Here is a 20,000-nt window from a genome sequence, read left to right on the forward strand (position 1 = left end):
CCCATCTTTTCGAAGGTTGCGACTTAAACGCTCCCATTCAGATGATTCTTACCCTTCCCGGTCGGACCCCGCTGAAACTTTCGGGCAAGGTCAAACGCAAAGTCGCTGCTCCGGAAGCCTCTCTTTTCGGCGTTGAATTCGGCTCTCTGGATCCAAAGGCGAAATACTTGATCGAGTCTTATATTCAATCCCGTGTTCAGATGGCTTCTTGATTTTCAAGCGCCAAACTTTAAATATAACCTGCGTTTTAGAAAAGGAAATTATATTCGATTCTTCTTTAGTTGCCTCGATTTAGAATCTTGTTCTTCTTCGATTCTCGATCATTTCCCTTTTCAAAAATCGGCTTTTTAGATCCGCAATAGGATTCACACCTTTTCTTTCATCGAATATCCCGGAAAATTAAAAACGTTTCTAAGAATTTTGTTTGAAATTGTTTCGAAAGATGAAAGATAAGATCTTCCGGAAATCTTCTTTTTCTTATCTTTTCATAAGAATTCTTTAAATATGCGTAAAAATCAAATCTGCATTTTTCCTTCCTCCGAGTCACCGGAATTTATTTCCTCTGTAATCTGTCCGTAACGAGAACGAATATGATGGGGGATAATCTAAAACCGAAGGATACTTCTATGGGAACAGGTTTCGTAGATAACAAAATCAAAACAGAAAGAAAATTGGAAGTTCGCATCGCCGAAAACCAATTGGAGATTGAGAGAACTTTAGCGCTTCGTTATGAAGTTTTTAATCTCGAGTTAGGAGAAGGGCTTCCGCAATCCGCGGCCACACGCAAAGACAGAGACGAATACGATCTCTTCTGCGATCACCTGATCGTTGTGGATAAGAATCGCGACGATAAGATCGTCGGTACCTATCGAATTCTTCGCAGAAGCGTCGCGAAGAAGAATATCGGTTTTTATTCGGATAACGAATTTGATATCACCAAAATTTATGAGTTGGACGCGGAAACTGCTGAAATCGGAAGAAGTTGTGTTCATCCGGATTATAGAGACGGCTCCGTTATTTCTATGCTTTGGGCGGGCTTAGGAATGTATATGAAGAAGAACGATGTGCGTTATCTTTTCGGATGCGGATCGATTCATCAAACGGACGCTCAATCGGCGAACGAAGCATACGCTTATTTGAAAGAAAAGAACGCGCTTGCGGGAAAGGAATTCGACGTGAAACCTCTTCCCGGTTTTGAAATTCCAGGTTTCGACCCGAACTATGTTGTCGAAGATATGAAGACGGTTCAAAAAACGATTCCTGCTTTGATCAAAGGATACGTCCGAGTGGGTTCTCTTATCTGCGGAATTCCTTCTTGGGATAAGGTTTTTAAGACTATCGATTTCTTTATTCTCTTCGACGTTCGCGATATCGAATCCAAATACGGAAAACGTTTTCTCGATTAAAATTCCCTTCTCAGACTGCCCCGGAACCCCCTTGACGGGAGTTCCGGCGTTTTATTAGTATCTTTTTAGGCGTTTGCCTGAAGATATCTTTCCGATGAAACAAAATGAAATAGATTTTCAGCATCCGAGTACGCGGGATCAAATTCGATTTTATTCCTTGGTGGTGATTGCCGGAATCTTAATGGTCACGGCTTATAGGCTTGGATCTCCGTCTTATTATTTAGGTTGGTTCGCTTTTTTTATCAGTGCATTTTCCGTCGCCGGAAACGACGCGGTGCAAACGGTTGGGACTTTCATTGAAAGTAAAAGAACCGTTCATTGGGTTCCGAAGCTCGCAGTTTTGGGCGGAACCGTCGCCATCATATTCTTAGGCGCTTGGGTTTTCAATGATTCTCAAGTGCACTTCGGTCGACTGGAAAGTTTTCCCGAAGTTAGAGAATTCAATCTGATTCAACTCCTTGCACCTCTTATCTTAGTCGTCATCACTCGATTAAAATCTCCAATATCGACTACGTTCTTGATCTTGGGTCTTTTCGGCGGAAGCAATATCGAAAAGATGCTGACCAAATCCTTTTTCGGTTACGGGATTGCGTTCGGAGTTGCGATTCTTGTCTGGGGAATTCTCGTGAAGTTGGATCCGAGAGAATACAAAGAAGATCATGTTCCCGATCCGAGAAGTGAAAAACGCTGGGCCTTGTTTCAGTGGCTTTCCACGATTTATCTTTGGATCGCTTGGCTTCGTCAAGACGCGGCCAATATCGTCATCTATCTTCCGAGACAACTTTCAATTTTGGAATTTGCCCTCGCTATTTCGATGCTCATCGTCGCTCTTGGAATCATCCTATATACGAATGGAGGAACGATTCAAGAGATCGTTACGGAAAAATCCGATATTCAATGGTCCAAGGCCGCGACGATCGTGGATCTTGTTTACGGTACGATCCTAATTGTATTTCACGAATGGAGTAAAATGCCGATGTCTACTACCTGGGTGTTTTTAGGAATGCTTGCAGGTCGTGAAATCATTCTGAACTTTATGACCTTTCGAGATTTACCGTATTTGGAAACGTTTCGAAAAGTGGGGAAGGACGTTCTGCTCGCTTCGATGGGAATTGCGGTGAGTGTTTTTATTTTTATCTTAGCTTCTCAGATTTATCCGGAAACCGCTTCCGGTTTTATGAAATAGAATTTTCCGACCTGACGACAATTTTTTTAATTTAGAATATTCTAAAATTAGAATGTATTTTGGTTTTAGTTTTTGGGTTTTTTAAACACCCTAATTTTTGCCGCGATCGGGACTTTAAAGCTCGAATTTTCGTATTTCTCGAACATTCATTTCCGTTCTACGGGGTGGAAAAGACTCTTCTTTTACCGCAGTCGGAAAGGATTTTTTTAAAACGATTTGTAGGCGCAAGGAGTTCTTTTTACGACAAAGCAATTCATAGGCTGATTTCAAGTTTTGCGGGAAGATTTTTTTGATACGGAATCCTCTTAGGAAATAAGGTCGGAACTCCGGAAATAAGATCTCACAGTTTCCGTGTGGATCTCAAAATTCGCATTTGAAAACGTGAAATCTGAAATCGGATGTCCGGCTTGAAACTCCGCACAGGTCGGAACTCCGGAGAAAAAAAGGTTTTAGAGGATTTCCGCTGAAAAGGACCTAGATTACGCCCTAGCATCTCTGAAAAGGTCGGAACTCCGTTAAACCTTTCCACAAAAAGGCCCGCAAATTCTATTCTCAGTTAAAAAGGTTGTAACGAAGAATACAATAGATCGCGCGAAAACCGTCTTTCCAACCGATCTTTTTACCTTCCGCGTAAGTTCTTCCATAATAAGAAATTCCGACTTCAAAAATTCGAACGTCCGGAATCTTTGCGACCTTTGCCGTGATCTCGGGTTCAAAACCGAAACGATTTTCTTTGATATCGATCGCCTGAATGATTTCTCTTCGGAACGCCTTATAACAGGTTTCCATATCGGTGAGATTGATATTCGTAAACATATTGGAAAGGGTGGTAAGGACCATATTTCCCAGACGATGCCAATAGTATACGACCCTGTGAGGTCTTCCGCCTAAGAATCTGCTTCCAAAAACTACGTCCGCCTTACCCTTGTAAATCGGATCGATCACTTCGGGAATTTCAAAAGGATCGTATTCCAGATCCGCGTCTTGTACGATCACGATATCTCCGGTTGCCGCCTTGAAACCGGTGCGAAGCGCCGCGCCTTTTCCTTGATTGACTTCGTGAAAGACGATCTGATCCGCCAACTTCTTAAAAGGAGCGGTTTGTAAAAGGTCTCTGGTTCCGTCTTTGGAGCAATCGTCGACGAGAATGATTTCCTTATTTTTAATCGGAACTTTTTTGACAGTTTCCAGAATATTGCGAATCGTATTTTTTTCGTTATAACAAGGAATGACGATGGAAACTTTCATATTTACCCCAGACCGGTGATCTCAGCCATCCGGAAATCCCGGATGATCGTTTCAGCTCTTACAATTATTTTTTCAAGAGCGATCCCGAAAACCAAATTCTGATAGGATTCAACGGCTTTGGGAAATTCTTTCTCGTCGATTTTGACCGAGAGGGTTTCCGAAACCCGATTTTTTTCCATACATTCTTTAACGGAAGTGATGATTCCTTTGAGGGCGAGGCAAACTTCTTTCAGAATATTTTGTCCGTCCTTTTCCATCGCGCTCTGATTTCCGTTCGCATCCAAGAGCGCTTTTACGTGTTCGTTGATACGATTGGAAGGCAAACCTCTTCGGCTGATCCCCATTCTTTCTATGATCGTGATCGCGTCTTTGAAAAGGGAAAACTCGGGAGTACCTTTGAAAATGTAAATCAGGGCCGGAAGTTCTGAATCGGCGAAGGAAAGAATCGCGCCGTAAAAATATCGGATCTCCGGTTTTGCGAGCGGATGAAAATCGATTCTCTGATATTTCTTAAGTCTGGCTTCTTGTTCTTCCAAGATCTTATTGATCGTGTCCCCTTTGGCGGCCTGTTTTTTGTCTTCCAATTCCTTGTGTTTTGCTTTTAGGGTTTCTAAGAATTGAATTTCTTCCTTTAAAAATTGGGTCAGATTCCCTTTTTGCTGGAGAATCATCATCAATCTGGACTCGAAAGCCTTCAGATCGAAGGCTTTCGGATTCTTTTTGGAATTTTCGGAATATTCCGCTCTGAGTTTTTCGAGAACGGCTTTGATTTCGGCGCTTTGTAAAGGTTCCATAGGAGATTGCTCCTATTCAGTATCGACCCATCTCTCCAAGGAAATAAGCAAAGAAGAGATATCTTCGGAACAATAGAGAAGCGCGGTTCTCGAATCCCGGAACATCTGCTGCTGATTGTAGGCGAGTTGTTTGATATGATTGTCGTTCTTCGTATTCAAAACGTTCAGGGTATTGAGGACCATTTTTTTCAACTTCTGAATCAGGCCCAACATCATCTCCTGCATCTCCCAGAGAGTCACCAGTTTCAGTTTTTCGCTGTCCAGGGTTTTGGATTGTAGAAGTTGTTTTCTTGAAGATTCATACTTTGCGGTGTAGTAGTTGACGGATCTCGGATAAGTCGTCAGCTCTTTGTGGTAGTTAAGAATTTTGTCCAGCTTTTGAAAGAATTCTATATCGAACTCGCGATTTAGATTTCCGATGATATTCTTGTTTTCGGAAGGATCTCCCGTGATCTCGAAAATTTTAGAATTTTGAAGATTGTTCAGAACGGAATGAATTCTCTCTTTGATCTTTGTGAGATCCGAAATTCTTTTTTCAATGATATTGGTTTCTCCCGGAGAAGAGGAGCCGAATTCGATCTTAAAGGAAGAATCTTTTGATTCTCTGTAAGAAGACGAAGACGCGGATGGCGTCGAATGTTCCATGATATTCAGATCCATTCTTCCCAAATCCAGAGTTGTGTTGTCCTTTGCTTTGGATTGATCCCAAGCGGGTTCTTGAAAAATACTTTGTTGAACGGCCGCTTCGTTGATCGGAGATTCGTTCGGCTTCGGAATTTTGACCGAAGGTTGTTGCGTTTTTGCAATGATTTCTTGAAGAGTGATCTTTCCCAAACCCGGAGACAACGGTTTCGAACTTTGTTTTACCTGAACCGGAGAAGAAGGTTTGTGATTGTGGATCTGAGTCGTTCCCTTTGCGTGAGATTCCAGAGTAATTCTTACGAACTCGGCTCTTCTCGTGTTACGATTGAATCTAAGAGCGAATCGATTTCCCTGTTTATCAATAAATTTTTGATTCAGTTGGTCGACGGAAAGAGCGTTCGGGTCGACGGAAGAGATAGAATCGACTACGATATATTCCGACCTTTTGATCATACGAATCCGTCCTCGGAAATTCTTAAATTCTTCCCTTGACGAGATTTCTCCGGTAAGGATCGATCGGAAACCGGAATCGGTTGTAAGTAAAATTCCAAATACGCGTTTTGAAGAAGCTCTTCCATTACCATATAGATCGAACGGGATCTATTTAGACAATACTCAAAGATTTGTAAATAAGAAGTTTCTCGAATTATAAAAGAGGCGGAAACTTTCTGTCTATTCATCGTCAAAAAACACCTCCCGGATTCTTCAAAATCTTGCAGGAATTGGATTCCCAGTTCTGCGAGCTCTGATAGATCGATGTTCTCTTTTTGAAGACGGGAAAAAAAGTCAGGATCCAAAGAGATCGAAAGAAAAATCTTTCCAAAGCGGTTTTGTTCCATTTTTGCACCTCTTTTTAACCGGTTCCCAGGGGTTTCCGAACGGATTTGAAAAGGGGTTAAGAGTACGGAATTTTGCAGGAATTCATTTGACAGAGGGGAGGGTACAGAAAACCTGGAATCACTTATTCGATAGGAAGTATTAAGCCTTGGCTAATATTAAGTCTTCAGAAAAGGACATTAGGAGAACAAAACGTAGAAATGCGGCCAATTCTCAGAACCGGTCCAGGCTCAGAACTCAGGCAAAAAAAGTTCTGAAAGCCATCAAAGATAAAGACCAGAACGCGGCTACCGCTCTATTCGTAGAGTACACCTCTCTTCTGGACAAAGCTGCAAAAACAAACCTGATTCACTTCAAAAACGCAGACAGAAAAAAAAGCAGAATGGCAAAACGCCTGAACGCGGTTTCTGCTACAGCTTAAAAAACGGAATTATAGAGGGCGATTAGCTCAGCTGGTAGAGCGCCTGCCTTACAAGCAGGATGTCGGCAGTTCGATCCTGTCATCGCCCAAATAGTTTTCTTCCGGAAAACACCCCAACTTCTATGAATACCAAATCCCCCGTATTCAATCATCCAGATCTGATGGTTTCTGTTTCCGGGATTCGCGGAATCATTCCCACCGGTCTTTCCCCCGAAGTCATTTTTGACGCTCTTCGCGCCTTTGGAACTTGGATCGAAGGTTCGAAAATCGTAATCGGAAGGGATTCTCGTCCATCCGGTCCTTTTATCGAAAATATCGCCCTTGGTTTGATGCAGGCCATGGGAAAGGACGTCCTACAACTCGGAATCGTCCCGACGCCGACGGTCAAGGCCGTGGTCAATCTTTCCAAAGCCGGGGGCGGAATCATGATCAGCGCCTCCCACAATCCTATTATCTGGAATGCTTTTAAGTTTGTCGGTCCGGGCGGTTTTTTTACAGGCGCGGCGGATTTGGAGCAGATTTTGGATACGGTTCGCAATCATTCTTACAGACCGATTCAATACAAACCGTCCTCTAAGATCGTTTCCGGAAAAGAATGGTGTGAAAAGCATATCGAATCCGTTCTCAAGCGGGTGAATGTAAACGCAATTCGAAAGAAAAAATACAAGGTTCTCGTAGATGCAGTGAACGGCGCCGGTAGTTTTCTGGTTCCCGAACTTTTAGAAAGGCTCGGTTGTAAACCGATTCTGATCCATTGTAGTCCGGATGGGACGTTTCCAAGGCCGCCGGAGCCTACGCCGGAAGCGCTCAAACAAACTTCCCGAAAAATGAAATCATCCGGGGCCGATATCGGTTTTGCTTTGGATCCGGATGCGGATCGTCTGGTTGTCCTGACGCCGAAAAAAGGCGCGATCTCAGAAGAATACACTCTTCCTTTGAGTTTTCTTTCCCTTACCCTCGGCAAATTTCCAAAAAAGGCAAACATGGTCGTGAATCTTTCCACGAGTTTTATCAACGAATTTGTAGCGGGCAGTTACGGCGTTCCCGTAACTCGTTCCAAAGTGGGAGAGGCTAACGTAGTTTCCGATATGCTTCGCAATAAATCCGTGTTTGGCGGAGAAGGCAACGGCGGAGTGATCGATCCGGAAATCGCTTCCTTTGGAAGAGATTCTCTTTCCGGAATCGCGCATATCCTGAATGTGATGGCGGCGACCGGGAAGAAGGTTGATTCTCTCTTGGAAGAAATGCCCGGAATTTATATGCAGAAAACCAGCTTTAAGATCGCAGGAAAAAATCTCCAAGACATCTATTCCAAGTTCAGAGGAGAATTCTCCTCTTACTCCGAAGAGACTTTGGACGGTCTGCGTCTTGCTTCGGAGGATTCTTGGATTCATATCCGACCTTCCAATACCGAGCCGATTATCCGAGTGATAGGCGAAGCTCGAACCAAAAAAGACCTCAATTCTCTGCTGGACCGTGCGGGAAGACTTATGGAGAATGCCTGATATGTGTGGAATTGTCGGTTATGCCGGTAGTAAGAATGCGGAATCAGTACTTGTCGTCGGTCTGATCTGTTTAGAATACAGAGGATACGACTCGGCCGGGATTGCGGTCTTGGATCAGGGGGACATCCTAGTCAGAAAAGCGAAAGGAAAGATTAAGGATCTCGAGGCTCATCTCAGAGAGTTTCCTGCGCCTGGAACCGTAGGAATCGGTCACACTCGTTGGGCGACTCATGGGGAACCGAATCAAATCAACGCGCATCCTCATACGGACACAAATTCTACAATCGCGGTTGTGCATAACGGAATCATCGAAAATTATTTAGAGCTCAAAAACGAACTCAAAAAGAAAGGTCACGTTTTTCAAAGTTTAACCGATACGGAAGTTCTTCCTCATTTATTGGAGGAAGGCAAAAAAAGCGGCAAATCCAATAAGGACGCATTTTTAGATCTATTTAGTAAAATTCACGGGAAATGGGCGATTTCAACCGTTTTTGAAACGGAGCCGGATCGTGTTTATTTCGGACAGGACGGGGCGCCTCTTCTCATCGGCAAAGGTAAGGATGAATTCTTCTTGGCTTCCGATATTTCCCCGCTTACCCGAAACTGCGAGGAAGTTTACTACGTAAATTCCGGAGAATGGGGTTACTTCAATCAAAAGGAATTTAAACTTTTCGATTTTTCGGGAAAGGAGCTCACTCCCGTTTTCAAGAAACAGGAACTTCGTTGGGAAGATCTGGATAAGGGCGGATATCCCCACTACATGATCAAAGAGATCCACGAACAGGCCGGAATCTTTCGTAAGATCATTCAAGAACGTATATTAGATAACGGTGAAATTGTTTTTCCGGAAATCAAACTCAACAAAGACGTTCTCTCCAGAGTCAATCGTATCATCATTCAAGCGGCCGGAACCAGTTATTACGCGGGGATGATCGGCAAACACTATCTCGAAAATTTCGCAAAGATTCAAACCGACACGGAAGCGTCTTCCGAATTTCGTTACAGAAATCCGGTCGTAGAAGGGGATACTCTTATCATGGGAATTTCGCAGTCGGGTGAAACCGCCGACACGTTAGCTTCCATTCACGAGGCGAAAGCGAAGTTCATCAAAGTGATTTCTCTTGTGAACAACGTGAATTCCACGATTGCGAGAGAATCGGATTCTTACATCAGAACGGACGCAGGCCCTGAGATCGGAGTCGCGAGCACGAAGGCTTTCACGGCTCAGGTTTTGAATCTTCTTCTATTCTCCATTTATATGGCGAATTTGAAATGGCTGATCAGCGACGAAGAAAAGAAAACTCTCATCGAAGAAATTCGTCTTCTTCCCGCGAAGATCGATCGAATTCTCGCGCAGGTGAACAAGATCGAAGAGATGTCTTCCCATTTTACGAACGCGAAGGACTTTATCTTTTTAGGCAGAACTTACAATCATCCGATCGCGATGGAAGGCGCTTTGAAGCTGAAGGAAATTTCTTATATCCACGCATCAGGTTATGCTGGCGGAGAATTCAAACATGGACCGATCGCGTTGATCACGAACGAGGTTCCCGTGGTTTGTATCGCGCCAAAATCGGAAATTTATACGAAGATGGTTTCCAATATTCAGGAAATCAAAGCAAGAAAAGGAATCATCATTTCGATCGTAACGGAAGGCGACGTGGAAGCGAAGGCGCTTTCGGATTATTGTTTTGAGATTCCGGAATGTTCCGAAATCTTAAGCCCGATTCTAAACGTAATTCCTCTTCAATTACTCGCATACTATTCCGCGATTTCAAGAGGTTGTCCGCCGGATCAACCGAGAAACTTAGCCAAGTCCGTAACCGTCGAGTAAGAGTATGCCGAAGATCCAGAGAATTCTCATCGATGAAAGAGAGGTTCCCGCGGGTTTACGATCCCTTACTCGAATTCGATCCTTCTCGGAGATTCGAAACGGAATTCTGAATACGATTCAGAGAACGAAGGAACTCTATTCGGATGCAAAAATCTTTTACATTCATTCCAACGCGGCTTTTCAACAGGCATTTTTGGAAAGAAATTCTAAACTACTTCCTTATGACGGAAAGGACGTGGATTTGGTTTTATCTCCTGAATCCTGCCTTCCATGGAATCTGATCGACGGAACCGCGAAGAACATAGAATCCGATCTTGAACTCAGCAAAGAGATTCAAAAATGGATCCGAAAGTTGAAGGTCAAATCCAATCACTTTCACGTAGTCGGAAAATCGAAACATCTCCACGTTCATCCTTCTGCGACGATTTATCCGGGGGTCGTTTTTGATACGACTTCGGGACCGATCGTAGTGGATAAGGACGCAAAGATCACTTCATTCTCGTTTATCGAAGGTCCGGTTTATATCGGACCCAATTCTCAAATTGATAACGCGAGAATCACCGGAGCGACCAGCATCGGCGCGACTTGTAGAATCGGCGGCGAAGTGGGAACTTCTCTCATCGGCGATTTTACGAATAAACATCACGAAGGATTCTTAGGACATTCCGTTTTAGGAAGTTGGGTAAACGTCGGCGCGCTCGCGACCACTTCCGATTTGAAGAACAACTATGGGGTTGTTAAAATTCGGGAAGAGAACGACGAATGTATCACCGGTTCGATCAAATTCGGATCCGTGATCGCCGACTATTCGAAGATCGCGATCGGAGTGATGTTGAATACCGGAACCGTCGTGGATTTCGGATCTAACGTCGTCGCGTCTCGAGTGAGCGGATATGTTTCTCCGTTTACTTGGGCGGAATCGGGACAACCTTATATTCTCGATTTATTTCTGAGAGACGCTCGGAAGATTATGGCGAGAAGAAATCGGGAACTCACGTTATCCGAAACGGAACTCATCCGAATCTTATACGAATCAAAAGTAAAAAAATAAAAATCCGGAGGGTTCTCTATGGAAATTATAGAATCCAAAATACGTACGTCCTCATCGGAGTATAAAGAGAATTTTGAAGATCTAAAACAAAAGGTAGAATCGATTCGCGGTCTTATTCGTAAAATCGAGTTAGGCGGCGGCGAAAAGGCCATTCAAAGGCACAAAGGAAGAGGCAAGTTCACCGCGAGAGAGCGGATCACCGCGCTCATCGATCCTGGAACCACGTTCTTGGAATTCTCTCCTCTTGCCGCCGAAGGCGTATATCCGGATAACGTTCCTTCCGCGGGAATTCTTACCGGAATAGGAAGAATCTGCGGCGTGGATTGTGTGATCGTTGCGAACGACGCGACCGTAAAAGGAGGAACGTATTATCCTCTCACGGTCAAAAAGCATATCCGAGCGCAAGAGATCGCTCTGCAGAATTCTTTACCTTGTATTTATCTCGTAGATTCCGGCGGAGCCTTTCTTCCGATGCAAGACGAGGTCTTTCCGGACAAGGAACATTTCGGAAAAATCTTCTACAACCAGGCCAATCTTTCCGCGCAGAAAATTCCTCAGGTCTCCGTCGTGATGGGAAGTTGTACCGCCGGAGGCGCTTATATTCCGGCGATGTCCGACGAATCGGTGATCGTAAAAGGAAACGGAACGATCTTTCTCGGCGGACCTCCGCTCGTAAAAGCAGCGACGGGAGAAATCGTTACTCCGGAAGAATTGGGCGGCGCCCTCGTTCATAGCACGATCTCCGGCGTTACGGATCATTATGCGGAAGACGACGCGCACGCGATCGAGATCACGAGGAACATCGTTTCGACGTTGCATCTCGCAGGAAATTCTTCTCAAAAAGGCGGAATCAGCTGGGAAGAACCTTTGTATCCAGCCGAAGAAATTTACGGAATCATCCAAAAGGATATTCGTAAATCTTATGACGTAAGAGAAATCATCGCGAGGGTAGTCGACGGATCCCGTTTTCAAGAATTCAAGAAGTATTATGGAACGACGCTCGTGACCGGCTTCGCAAAGATTTATGGAAAGATGGTGGGAATCATCGCAAACAACGGAGTTCTATTCAGCGAAAGCGCTCTGAAAGCATCTCATTTTATAGAACTTTGTAACCAAAGGGGAATTCCTCTTTTGTTTCTTCAAAACATAACCGGGTTTATGGTAGGAAAGAAATACGAGAACTCGGGAATCGCAAAAGATGGAGCGAAGATGGTGAACGCGGTTTCCACGTCGATTGTTCCCAAGTATTCGGTCGTGATCGGCGGATCTTACGGAGCTGGGAATTACGGTATGTGCGGCCGTGCATTCAATCCTAGATTCTTGTGGATGTGGCCGAATTCTAGAATCTCCGTGATGGGCGGAGAACAAGCCGCTAACGTGCTTCTTACTGTTAAGATGGAACAGCTCGAAAAGGAAGGAAAGAAAATGACCGAAGCGGAGCAGTTTTCATTTCGAAAACCGATTCTGGACGATTATGAAAGTCGTTCTTCTTGTATTTATTCTTCCGCTAGACTTTGGGATGACGGAGTGATCGATCCTGCTAAAACGAGGGAAATTTTAGGAATCGCACTTTATGCGGATCATTCAATGAAAACGGAACATCCGAAGTATGGAATTTTCAGAATGTAGAAAAAATTGCTTTCAAATTATATCTCCGGAAATATCTTTTTAATTAATCTATTCCGGAATCATCATGTACTTTAGAAAATTTCTTTTCTTACTTTCTTTCTGTTTTCTCCCGTTGAGTTTAATGGGAGAATCGCTCATTCTCAAGGATGGGACTATCATCAAAGGTCGAGTTACTTCTCAGAACGCGCAGACCGTTGTGATTCAAACCGAAGACGGAAAAAAACAGGAATTCTCTAAGATTCGAATTCTTAAGATCGTATATAAGGACGTCACTCAAGCGGAAGCCTTGAAGATCCAAAAAGAAGAAGAAGCAAAGCTCGCAGAAAAAGAGCAAAAGAAGAAAGATCAAGAAGATAAAAAGAAGGCTGAAGAAGAGCTTTCTAAAAAGAATAAAGAAGAAGCCGAAAAACAAAGTAAGCTGGAAAAAGAAGCAAAGCTCGCAGATGCGAATCAAAAAGAGAGAGAACGTCTTGCTCGCATCCAACAAAGAGGTTTAGGGCCTTGGAGCGTTGCGTGGAGATCAGCGGTTCTTCCGGGTTGGGGGCAGTGGACGGACGAAAGAAAGACTTCTGCGATCGTTTATTCTTCGCTTTTTATAAGTTCGCTTTACTTAGTGTATCGTGAAAATCAGATCTACAAAAATTCAGTGAAGGATTTGAATCATATCAACAATCCTTACGAAACTCTCATTCCTCCTCCCACATTTTCTGATCCAGCAGCTCTTTACATTTACAGTAAACCTTTTGAGGACCAGAGAGAGAAGGTAAATCAAAACTATCACAAGGTTCAACTCTCCATTGCCTTTAGCGTTTTGGTTTACGCGGCCAATATCTTTGACGCTTATTTTTTTCATCCCCGTTTTGGAAAATCGGTTAGCAATCATTTGATTCTGGACTACAATCCGATGGCAAGATTGGATTCTACTTATACGGCGAATTCAAATTCTTCCACCATAGAAACTCTCTGGAAACTCGGATACCGATTCAATTTAGAATAGAAGCAGTTTTTAGATTTTCTCAGCATCTTTTTGAGAGAAAAAGCAAAATCGATAAAAATGCCTAATAAATAAGCAAATTGGGGTACTTTTTCGATTTCCGGATGCTTTTCGGTTGAGGGAAGTTCCGGAGTTCCGACCTTTTCCTTCTTCAACGCTGGAAACTGCGAGAACGACGACTTTTAGACCATTTCACCCGCTTTTTAGAATTCTTAATTTATTATCTTCCTGGTACCAATCTTGCATTAATGTATGCAAATTGATTTGGGATGAGAATGATTATGAATTGGACCAAGAGACTACTCTTATTGCTCACTCTGCTTCTTCCATTTGTCCTTTTCGGACAAGAAGCAACTGCTCCCGCGGCTGCAACCCCCGTAGCGGATAAAGGAGACACTGCTTGGATGCTCGTCGCATCTGCGTTTGTGTTTTTTATGATCCCAGGACTCGCGCTTTTCTACGGCGGTCTTGTAAGATCTAAAAACGTACTCTCTACTATGATGCACAGCTTTGTGGCCATCCTGGTATTGACCATTCAATGGACCGTTTTCGGATATAGTTTTGCGTTTTCCGGAACGAATCCGTATTTTGGTAACTTTGACCTTGCCTTCCTCAATGGAATCGATGAGAATTCTTTAGAATTGACGATTCCAAAATACGTTCACTTTCTCTTTCAAGGAATGTTCGCTCTGATCACTCCGGCTCTGATTTCCGGAGCGATCGCTGAAAGAGTAAAATTCGGTGGATACGTCGCTTTTATCGTCCTCTGGTCCACTCTTGTTTATGATCCGGTCGCGCACTGGGTTTGGGCCGCCGACGGTTGGCTCTTTAAAATGAGCGCTTTGGATTTCGCGGGAGGAACGGTGGTCCACTTGATTTCCGGTATCGCGGGTCTCGCTGCAGCGATCGTTCTCGGAAAGAGAAAGGGAGAAGGGCCTGCACTGATCGCTCCAAATAATCTTACGTACACATTGATCGGGGCCGGTCTTCTTTGGTTCGGTTGGTTCGGGTTCAATGCCGGTTCCGGTTTAGCCGTAAACGGAGTTGCCGCAAGAGCTTTCTTAGTCACTTTGATTGCACCTGCAGCGGCCGGAGTCGCTTGGTTGGTAATCGAATACGCTCACACGAAAAAAGCTACGGCCCTCGGAGCGGCTTCCGGTATCGTTGCGGGTCTTGTTGTGATCACTCCTGCGTCCGGCTTTGTCGGAGTTCAGGGAGCTCTTATCATGGGATTTCTTGTGAGTCCGGTGTGTTACGGAGCGATTCTTCTGAAAGGTAAACTCGGTTACGACGATAGCTTGGACGCTTTCGGTATTCACGGTGTGGGTGGTGCGTTAGGCGCGATTCTCACTGGGGTTTTTGCTCTTTCTCTCGGCGCAGGCGTTGCGAGCAGAGGCGACCAAATTGTGGTTCAAGTAATCAGCGTTGTAGCCACTGCCGCATACTCTTTTATCGTTTCCGTTATCCTTGTGTTCTTAATCGATAAGACGATCGGATTCCGCATCGCCGAAGATAAGGAAGTTTCCGGTCTGGATTTAGAAATCCACGGTGAAAAAGGTTACGAGATTTAATTTAAGTTACTGAAGAATTTTAATAAGGAGATTATATGAAATTAATCGTTGCTATCATTCAGCCACATAAACTTGAAGAGGTTAAGGCGGAATTGACTAAGAATGAGATCTATAGACTTACCGTGAGCGACGTTCAAGGTTACGGTCAGCAAAAAGGGAAAACGGAAGTTTTCCGCGGGCATGAATATCAAGTGAACCTTCTCAGAAAAGTTCGTTTGGAAATCGCCGTAAACGACGAGTTCGTTAAACCGACCGTGGATGCGATTCTAAAAGCGGCAAAAACCGGAGACGGAAAAATCGGAGACGGTAAGATTTTTATCACGCCGCTCGAAGACGTGATTCGAATCAGAACAGGAGAAAGGGGAAGTTCGGCGATCTAATTTCTTCTTTCGAATTAAAAATGGAGCCGGGGATTTAGAAACCCGGCTTTGTTTTTATATATTCTAAAATGTAGGAACTCCTGCGAATTTGCGATTTTCGGGGGAAGTTTCGAAATTCGACTTGAGAATCCGCTTTCATCGTTGCGAGAACTGAGGATTTCTTTTTAAATTCAAATTATTTCTTCATTCTTTAATTCTAAAATGACAAGAATTTTAGAATCAGTTTCTAATCCTTGCCCGAAGCGGCTTGTGGCCCATGCTCTCTTCTTTGTCATTTTTTGATCCGAAGCAGACCGGAACCGAAAGGATTTGTCTTAGAAAAACGATCCAATTTATTTCGTAAGAATTACGAACCTTTCCTTTCCGGAAAGGTCTTTTTCTACCCTTCCTTTTGCCCAACCCTTACCGATCGCTTCCGAGACAAGGGCGCTTGCCAATGAAGGAAGAGTTTCCATATAAAATTTTCCGTTCGGGTTCAAGTAAGAATGTGCTTTTTCGATTAGATCGGTTAGGAAATCCTTCGGATTTTCCAGAAAGAGTGCAAGATGCGGTTCGTAGTCAAGGACGTCTTTCATCATGGTTTCCTTATCCGAACTCGGGATATAAGGAGGATTGGTTGCTATCAAATCGAATTTGAGATCCCGAGGGATGGAAGAAAATAAATCACTTTCAAAAAATTGAATAGATTCTTTGTCCTCTCCCAAAAGCTGATTTGAATTCTTCTCGGCGACGCTTAGAGCGTCTTTTGAGATATCGCTCAGAAAAATATTCCAATCATTTCGTGCAACTTTGAGGCTAATTCCGATACAACCGCTTCCCGTACAAAGATCAAGGACGTTGATTTCTTTTGCGTCGTCTTTAAAATCGAGAAGAATCTTTTCCACGAGTTCTTCGGTTTCCGGTCTCGGAATCAATACGTTTTCGTTTACGAAAAAAACGGAATTGTAAAACGCTTTTTGACCGGTGATATATGAGGTCGGTTTATTTTTGGATCTTTCGACGATTCTTTCTCTGTAAGCGTCCTTTTCGGATTCATTTAACAATCTTTCGAAGTTCACATATAATTTCACCCTTTGAAGGTTCAAGAGGTCGGCAAGAAGAATTTCCGCGTCCAATCTTGCGGTGGAAATTTCTTTCTTTTTTAAAAACTCTTCCGATTTTTTTAGGAGGGAAAGAATGGAATCCGGGTGTTGCATCGTTAACGTAGGGTCCTTAACCACAAATTGGCTGGAATTTCAAGATATATCCGTCGGAAGTACGACAATCCTCCGTAAAAGTCGCGCGCCCCACCCTGATCTTGGGTGGAGGGGTGGGAGGTGGGAAAAACGGGCGACTTTGCTTTATCATAAAATTATAATTTTGCAAGAAAAAAGTCCCCTTTGCTTTTTTGTCGGAACTCCGACAGACATTCCGATCCGGATTTTTCTGATTCTAAATGTAGCGTAGTAACTTGCAAATGAGGATGGGGCGCTTTCGAGTATGCCGGCCGGCGGAATGACTCGATGTGAGATTCTTTGCGATTCCGTCGTCTGGGACGTTTGAGATACTTTACTCTATTATAAAATTCTAATTTTCTAAGCACAAAGGTCTTCACTTTTTTTTCGGAATTCCCACAAAACCTTTCTTAAGATCCTACCTCCGATCGATATCCGTCTCGACTTTGATTCGGCAGGGATATTTCAGAGGATGGGGGTGGTGCCCCCGAGAGGATTCGAACCTCCGACCAAAAGTTTAGGAAACTTCTGCTCTGTCCACCTGAGCTACGGGAGCGTTTAAGAATTCGGTTTCCGTTTTTGTGAGACTATTCTCTGGAAGTCGGCGATATTGTGTATAACAATTTTGTCTTCGTAGAGTTCGATTTTCCCGCTCTTGGAAAGAGTGTTGAGAACCTTTTGCACTTCTCCCACGGGTTGTGCGCACCATTCCGCAACGTCGTGTTGTGAAACGTTAAGAACGATTTCCTTAAAATCGCTGTGCGCGTGCATTTTTTCATAAAGCATCAAGAAGACGTCGGCGACCTTTCCTTGAATATCATCCATGAGAAGAATCAAGAGCCTTCTTTTAGCATCGTTGATTCTCACCGAAAATATGGTAAGAATTTTGAGAGCCAGCATCGGATTTTTAGTCATCAAAAGTTCGAAGTTTGCGCGATTGAAATTTAGAACTTTCACTTCCGAGATTGCGATCGCTGTCGCGGAACGCGGTTGTTCTTCCAGAATCGCCATCTCTCCGAAAATATCCCCTTGTTCAAGGATATCCAGGGTTTTGATCAGATAATCGTCTTTCTTCGTAGGGTTCGGAACCGTTTTGACGATCTTTACCTTTCCGGATTGTATGAGATAAAAGTCGTTACCGGGTTCATTTTCACAAAAGATAATCTGATTCGGATCAAAGGTCTGACCGAATTTGGAAAACATGGATTCGAGCATCATATCCATATCAGGTGCTCATCTCCTTTGCTTTCAGCCTGGATTTCTGAGAAATGCTGTCTTTTTCAGGAGGAAGCAACGCTACTTTTCCGTAGAGCATTCTGGCTCTTTGACGATCCCCTTGCAGTTCGGAAATTTCCGCCAAATGAAAGAGAGATTCTTTGATCGATTCTCCCGAAGGGTACTTTTTGATATAGGTCGAAAAGGAAGAATTTGCGTTGTCCAGATCGTTCGTCTTCATCAGACAGATCCCGAGCTGAAAGAGGGAATTCTCCACCAACTTCTTCTCCGAATCGAATTTGAAATCCGTTCGATTGAGAAGATCTTTATAGATGATCATCGCGTCGTTGTGTTTTCCCACGTTGACCAGAGTGTGAGCCCGGTTATAGAGCGAGGTGATCGAGTTGTCCACCCCTTGTGTGATCGTAGATTTTTCCACGGCCGGTTTCATGATGTTTTGAAGAGTTTCCTGCGAGACCCTACTTCCGCCCTCGTAAACGAGCGGAGGCATGTTGAGAGGGAAAGGGCTTCCTCTTCTCGCGAGTTCTAAAAGTTCGGTCGCACGGCCGGAATACGTGGTCCCCGGATAGTGTTGTAGATATTTTTCGAACGCGTAGACTGCGTGAGGAAGATTATTATTTTTATAAAATACTTCGGCTACGTTCATCAATTCAAAAGCGGGGTTTCTGGTGTCGGATTGTCCCAGAATCTCTTTCAGTTTTTTATGAACCTGTCTGAGCTGGCTGGAAAAAACTTTCATCATCTTTAAAATGAGATGAGTTTTTTCTGCCACAAATTGTTCAAACTCATTGGGTTTGAAGACGAGAATGGTGGCGCTTCCTATGACTTGAGCGGTTTCTTCTCTAGGATATTTTCCCAGCGCGGATTTTACTCCGAAGAATTCTCCGATTCGGACGTCTTCTTTGACTTCTTGTCCGGTGTCTAAGGCCGGAAATGTCAGAATGACGCGCCCATTTCTTAGGACGTAAATATCCTCCGCTTTATCCTTTTCAAAATAAATGATGGATCCGCCTTTATAATTTCTGATGATCGGACCGGCCAAATGATTACCTACTCAAAGTTATCAAATTCTTTCTGTGCGGGGAAAAATGCCAAATCCTTTTTATAACCAAGGGAGACGGCAAGCGATTCCAGGAGTTTTCCCGGAGAACCTGTTAAATACTTATCGGCGTTTTGGATTCGAATTCTTTCAACGTTCGCGCCGGATTCTTCAAAAAAAGATTCTAAACTGATATCTCCGTAAACCGGAACTCCGTTTCTTAGGACGAGACGAATGCTATTTAGGTCGGATTCGCAGAGGTTCGAATACGGATCGTCTGAATTTCGAGAGACGATCACCAAATCCGCTTTTTTCCCGACTTCAATGCTTCCGATTTCCTTTTCCACTCGGAAGGCTTTGGCCGGGTTGGTCGTCACCATTTCAAAAAGAATTTTCGGTGAAAGATCTTCTCCGTATTCGCTCTGATAAAATTTTCTCGCTGTCCGAATTTCTTCCAAAAGATTCAAGGATCCGCATAGACTGGAATCGGTTCCTAAAGAGACGTTCACCTTGTGTTTGAGAAGATCCCGAATGTCGGTCGTTCTTTCGTAAAGAAATAAATTCGCTTCGGGGCACCAGACAAGATGTGCCTTTTTTTCAGCGATGAGCGCGATATCGGATTCGGACAAAACGACTCCGTGCACAAGGACCGTATGGTCGCTCAAACATCCCATTTTACTCAGAGCCTTCAACGAATCTCTCGATTCCGAATCGAATCCTTCCGCGATCCGTGTGATGTAAGGAATATCGTCCTTTAGAGCTTTTGCATATTCTTCTTTGGGTCCTTCTCCCCAATTCAAAGAATACGTGCAGATGCTGTGAGAAAGCGAGTATCGATTGAGAATTCTTACTGGAGCGTTTTCGACAAAAGGATCCTGTACGAAGTGGGGAATATGATCCTGAACGGAAGTGACTCCGGAGATTAGATTCTTATAAGAACCGAGAAGATAGAGTTGTTCCGGATCCAATTGTTGTCTTTCTGAAAATACGATGGAGGACTTGAGATCGTTGTC

18 protein-coding genes, 2 tRNA genes and 1 pseudogene (1 of these 21 running past the window's edge) are annotated in these 20,000 nt (G+C 43.8%); 12 read left to right on the forward strand and 9 right to left on the reverse strand.

Annotated features, from left to right (window positions below):
* The 3 genes and pseudogenes from CH376_RS24270 to CH376_RS14340 all read left to right on the forward strand — a co-directional run.
* Nucleotides 1-212 (forward strand): annotated as a pseudogene (locus tag CH376_RS24270) (hypothetical protein); the annotation flags it as partial.
* Between the two features lie 414 nt (nt 213-626).
* Entirely contained in the window at nt 627-1,406 is a 780-nt protein-coding gene (locus CH376_RS14335; RefSeq protein ID WP_100785457.1) for a GNAT family N-acetyltransferase, read from the forward strand.
* 94 nt (nt 1,407-1,500) lie between these two features.
* Entirely contained in the window at nt 1,501-2,592 is a 1,092-nt protein-coding gene (locus tag CH376_RS14340; RefSeq protein ID WP_100785458.1) for a hypothetical protein, read from the forward strand.
* A 552-nt stretch (nt 2,593-3,144) separates the two neighbouring features.
* Here CH376_RS14340 and CH376_RS14350 read toward each other — a convergent pair.
* From CH376_RS14350 to CH376_RS24625, 4 genes are read right to left on the reverse strand one after another with little or no spacing between them, the layout of a single operon-like run.
* On the reverse strand, nt 3,145-3,840 hold the full coding sequence (locus tag CH376_RS14350) for a glycosyltransferase family 2 protein (RefSeq protein WP_100785358.1): 696 nt from the start codon (nt 3,838-3,840) through the stop codon (nt 3,145-3,147).
* A 2-nt stretch (nt 3,841-3,842) separates the two neighbouring features.
* A complete protein-coding gene (locus CH376_RS14355; RefSeq protein WP_100785359.1) occupies nt 3,843-4,634 on the reverse strand; it encodes a hypothetical protein in 792 nt (263 codons plus the stop codon).
* Nucleotides 4,635-4,646: 12 nt separating this feature from the next.
* Entirely contained in the window at nt 4,647-5,729 is a 1,083-nt protein-coding gene (locus tag CH376_RS14360) for an LIC_10450 family protein (RefSeq protein ID WP_100785360.1), read from the reverse strand.
* Nucleotides 5,726-6,115: a hypothetical protein gene (locus CH376_RS24625; RefSeq protein WP_207767175.1), complete on the reverse strand. Its 390-nt coding sequence runs from the start codon at nt 6,113-6,115 to the stop codon at nt 5,726-5,728. Before CH376_RS24625 ends, CH376_RS14360 begins: the two co-directional genes overlap by 4 nt.
* Nucleotides 6,116-6,261: 146 nt before the next feature.
* On the opposite strand from CH376_RS24625, the gene rpsT reads away from it, so the two are divergent.
* The 9 genes from rpsT to CH376_RS14410 all read left to right on the forward strand — a co-directional run bounded on the left by rpsT (nt 6,262) and on the right by CH376_RS14410 (nt 15,498).
* Nucleotides 6,262-6,534: a 30S ribosomal protein S20 gene (rpsT, locus tag CH376_RS14370; RefSeq protein WP_100785361.1), complete on the forward strand. Its 273-nt coding sequence runs from the start codon at nt 6,262-6,264 to the stop codon at nt 6,532-6,534.
* A gap of 16 nt (nt 6,535-6,550) precedes the next feature.
* A tRNA-Val gene (locus CH376_RS14375) sits at nt 6,551-6,623 on the forward strand.
* A 33-nt stretch (nt 6,624-6,656) separates the two neighbouring features.
* Nucleotides 6,657-8,039 carry a phosphoglucosamine mutase gene (gene glmM / locus CH376_RS14380; RefSeq protein WP_100785362.1) on the forward strand — a complete coding sequence of 461 codons (1,383 nt, stop codon included), beginning with the start codon at nt 6,657-6,659 and terminating at the stop codon, nt 8,037-8,039.
* Nucleotide 8,040: 1 nt separating this feature from the next.
* On the forward strand, nt 8,041-9,873 hold the full coding sequence (gene glmS / locus CH376_RS14385) for a glutamine--fructose-6-phosphate transaminase (isomerizing) (protein WP_100785363.1): 1,833 nt from the start codon (nt 8,041-8,043) through the stop codon (nt 9,871-9,873).
* A 4-nt stretch (nt 9,874-9,877) separates the two neighbouring features.
* Nucleotides 9,878-10,924 (forward strand): GlmU family protein, encoded by a 1,047-nt coding sequence (locus CH376_RS14390; RefSeq protein WP_100785364.1) that lies wholly within the window; start codon nt 9,878-9,880, stop codon nt 10,922-10,924.
* A gap of 18 nt (nt 10,925-10,942) precedes the next feature.
* The gene (locus CH376_RS14395; RefSeq protein ID WP_100785365.1) at nt 10,943-12,553 is read left to right on the forward strand and encodes a carboxyl transferase domain-containing protein; all 1,611 of its coding nucleotides are present in this window, start codon (nt 10,943-10,945) and stop codon (nt 12,551-12,553) included.
* Nucleotides 12,554-12,617: 64 nt separating this feature from the next.
* Nucleotides 12,618-13,550, forward strand: coding sequence for an LA_0442/LA_0875 N-terminal domain-containing protein (locus CH376_RS14400; RefSeq protein ID WP_100785366.1), 933 nt, complete (start codon nt 12,618-12,620; stop codon nt 13,548-13,550).
* 278 nt (nt 13,551-13,828) lie between these two features.
* Complete coding sequence (locus CH376_RS14405) at nt 13,829-15,118, forward strand: ammonium transporter (RefSeq protein ID WP_100785367.1); 1,290 nt, start codon at nt 13,829-13,831, stop codon at nt 15,116-15,118.
* 35 nt (nt 15,119-15,153) lie between these two features.
* Nucleotides 15,154-15,498 carry a P-II family nitrogen regulator gene (locus CH376_RS14410; RefSeq protein WP_002619748.1) on the forward strand — a complete coding sequence of 115 codons (345 nt, stop codon included), beginning with the start codon at nt 15,154-15,156 and terminating at the stop codon, nt 15,496-15,498.
* A gap of 332 nt (nt 15,499-15,830) precedes the next feature.
* Here the strand turns inward: CH376_RS14410 and prmC are convergent, their stop codons facing one another.
* The 5 genes from prmC to CH376_RS14435 all read right to left on the reverse strand — a co-directional run.
* Nucleotides 15,831-16,694 carry a peptide chain release factor N(5)-glutamine methyltransferase gene (gene prmC, locus CH376_RS14415; RefSeq protein WP_100785368.1) on the reverse strand — a complete coding sequence of 288 codons (864 nt, stop codon included), beginning with the start codon at nt 16,692-16,694 and terminating at the stop codon, nt 15,831-15,833.
* A 497-nt stretch (nt 16,695-17,191) separates the two neighbouring features.
* Nucleotides 17,192-17,268: transfer RNA gene (locus tag CH376_RS14420), tRNA-Arg, on the reverse strand.
* Between the two features lie 2 nt (nt 17,269-17,270).
* The gene (locus tag CH376_RS14425) at nt 17,271-17,936 is read right to left on the reverse strand and encodes a Crp/Fnr family transcriptional regulator (RefSeq protein WP_100785369.1); all 666 of its coding nucleotides are present in this window, start codon (nt 17,934-17,936) and stop codon (nt 17,271-17,273) included.
* 1 nt (nt 17,937) lies between these two features.
* Nucleotides 17,938-18,990, reverse strand: a complete 1,053-nt coding sequence (locus CH376_RS14430) for a tetratricopeptide repeat protein (RefSeq protein ID WP_100785370.1) — start codon at nt 18,988-18,990, stop codon at nt 17,938-17,940.
* Between the two features lie 8 nt (nt 18,991-18,998).
* Nucleotides 18,999-20,000, reverse strand: the 3' portion of a protein-coding gene (locus tag CH376_RS14435) for an amidohydrolase family protein (protein WP_100785371.1). 249 nt of this gene lie beyond the right edge of the window; 1,002 of the gene's 1,251 nt are visible here — the last part of the coding sequence; the start codon falls outside the window, past its right edge; its stop codon occupies nt 18,999-19,001.

It is taken from the genome of Leptospira adleri, from assembly GCF_002811985.1.
GTDB classification, from domain to species: Bacteria; Spirochaetota; Leptospiria; order Leptospirales; family Leptospiraceae; genus Leptospira; species Leptospira adleri.

What these genes read in the sequence shown, in the direction of transcription:
- CH376_RS14335 (WP_100785457.1), top strand. Translation starts at nt 627, where the DNA reads ATGGGAACAGGTTTCGTAGATAACAAAATCAAAACAGAAAGAAAATTG.
- CH376_RS14340 (WP_100785458.1), top strand. Translation starts at nt 1,501, where the DNA reads ATGAAACAAAATGAAATAGATTTTCAGCATCCGAGTACGCGGGATCAA.
- CH376_RS14350 (WP_100785358.1), bottom strand. Translation starts at nt 3,840, where the DNA reads ATGAAAGTTTCCATCGTCATTCCTTGTTATAACGAAAAAAATACGATT.
- CH376_RS14355 (WP_100785359.1), bottom strand. Translation starts at nt 4,634, where the DNA reads ATGGAACCTTTACAAAGCGCCGAAATCAAAGCCGTTCTCGAAAAACTC.
- CH376_RS14360 (WP_100785360.1), bottom strand. Translation starts at nt 5,729, where the DNA reads ATGATCAAAAGGTCGGAATATATCGTAGTCGATTCTATCTCTTCCGTC.
- CH376_RS24625 (WP_207767175.1), bottom strand. Translation starts at nt 6,115, where the DNA reads ATGGAACAAAACCGCTTTGGAAAGATTTTTCTTTCGATCTCTTTGGAT.
- glmM (WP_100785362.1), top strand. Translation starts at nt 6,657, where the DNA reads ATGAATACCAAATCCCCCGTATTCAATCATCCAGATCTGATGGTTTCT.
- glmS (WP_100785363.1), top strand. Translation starts at nt 8,041, where the DNA reads ATGTGTGGAATTGTCGGTTATGCCGGTAGTAAGAATGCGGAATCAGTA.
- CH376_RS14390 (WP_100785364.1), top strand. Translation starts at nt 9,878, where the DNA reads ATGCCGAAGATCCAGAGAATTCTCATCGATGAAAGAGAGGTTCCCGCG.
- CH376_RS14395 (WP_100785365.1), top strand. Translation starts at nt 10,943, where the DNA reads ATGGAAATTATAGAATCCAAAATACGTACGTCCTCATCGGAGTATAAA.
- CH376_RS14400 (WP_100785366.1), top strand. Translation starts at nt 12,618, where the DNA reads ATGTACTTTAGAAAATTTCTTTTCTTACTTTCTTTCTGTTTTCTCCCG.
- CH376_RS14405 (WP_100785367.1), top strand. Translation starts at nt 13,829, where the DNA reads ATGAATTGGACCAAGAGACTACTCTTATTGCTCACTCTGCTTCTTCCA.
- CH376_RS14410 (WP_002619748.1), top strand. Translation starts at nt 15,154, where the DNA reads ATGAAATTAATCGTTGCTATCATTCAGCCACATAAACTTGAAGAGGTT.
- prmC (WP_100785368.1), bottom strand. Translation starts at nt 16,694, where the DNA reads ATGCAACACCCGGATTCCATTCTTTCCCTCCTAAAAAAATCGGAAGAG.
- CH376_RS14425 (WP_100785369.1), bottom strand. Translation starts at nt 17,936, where the DNA reads ATGGATATGATGCTCGAATCCATGTTTTCCAAATTCGGTCAGACCTTT.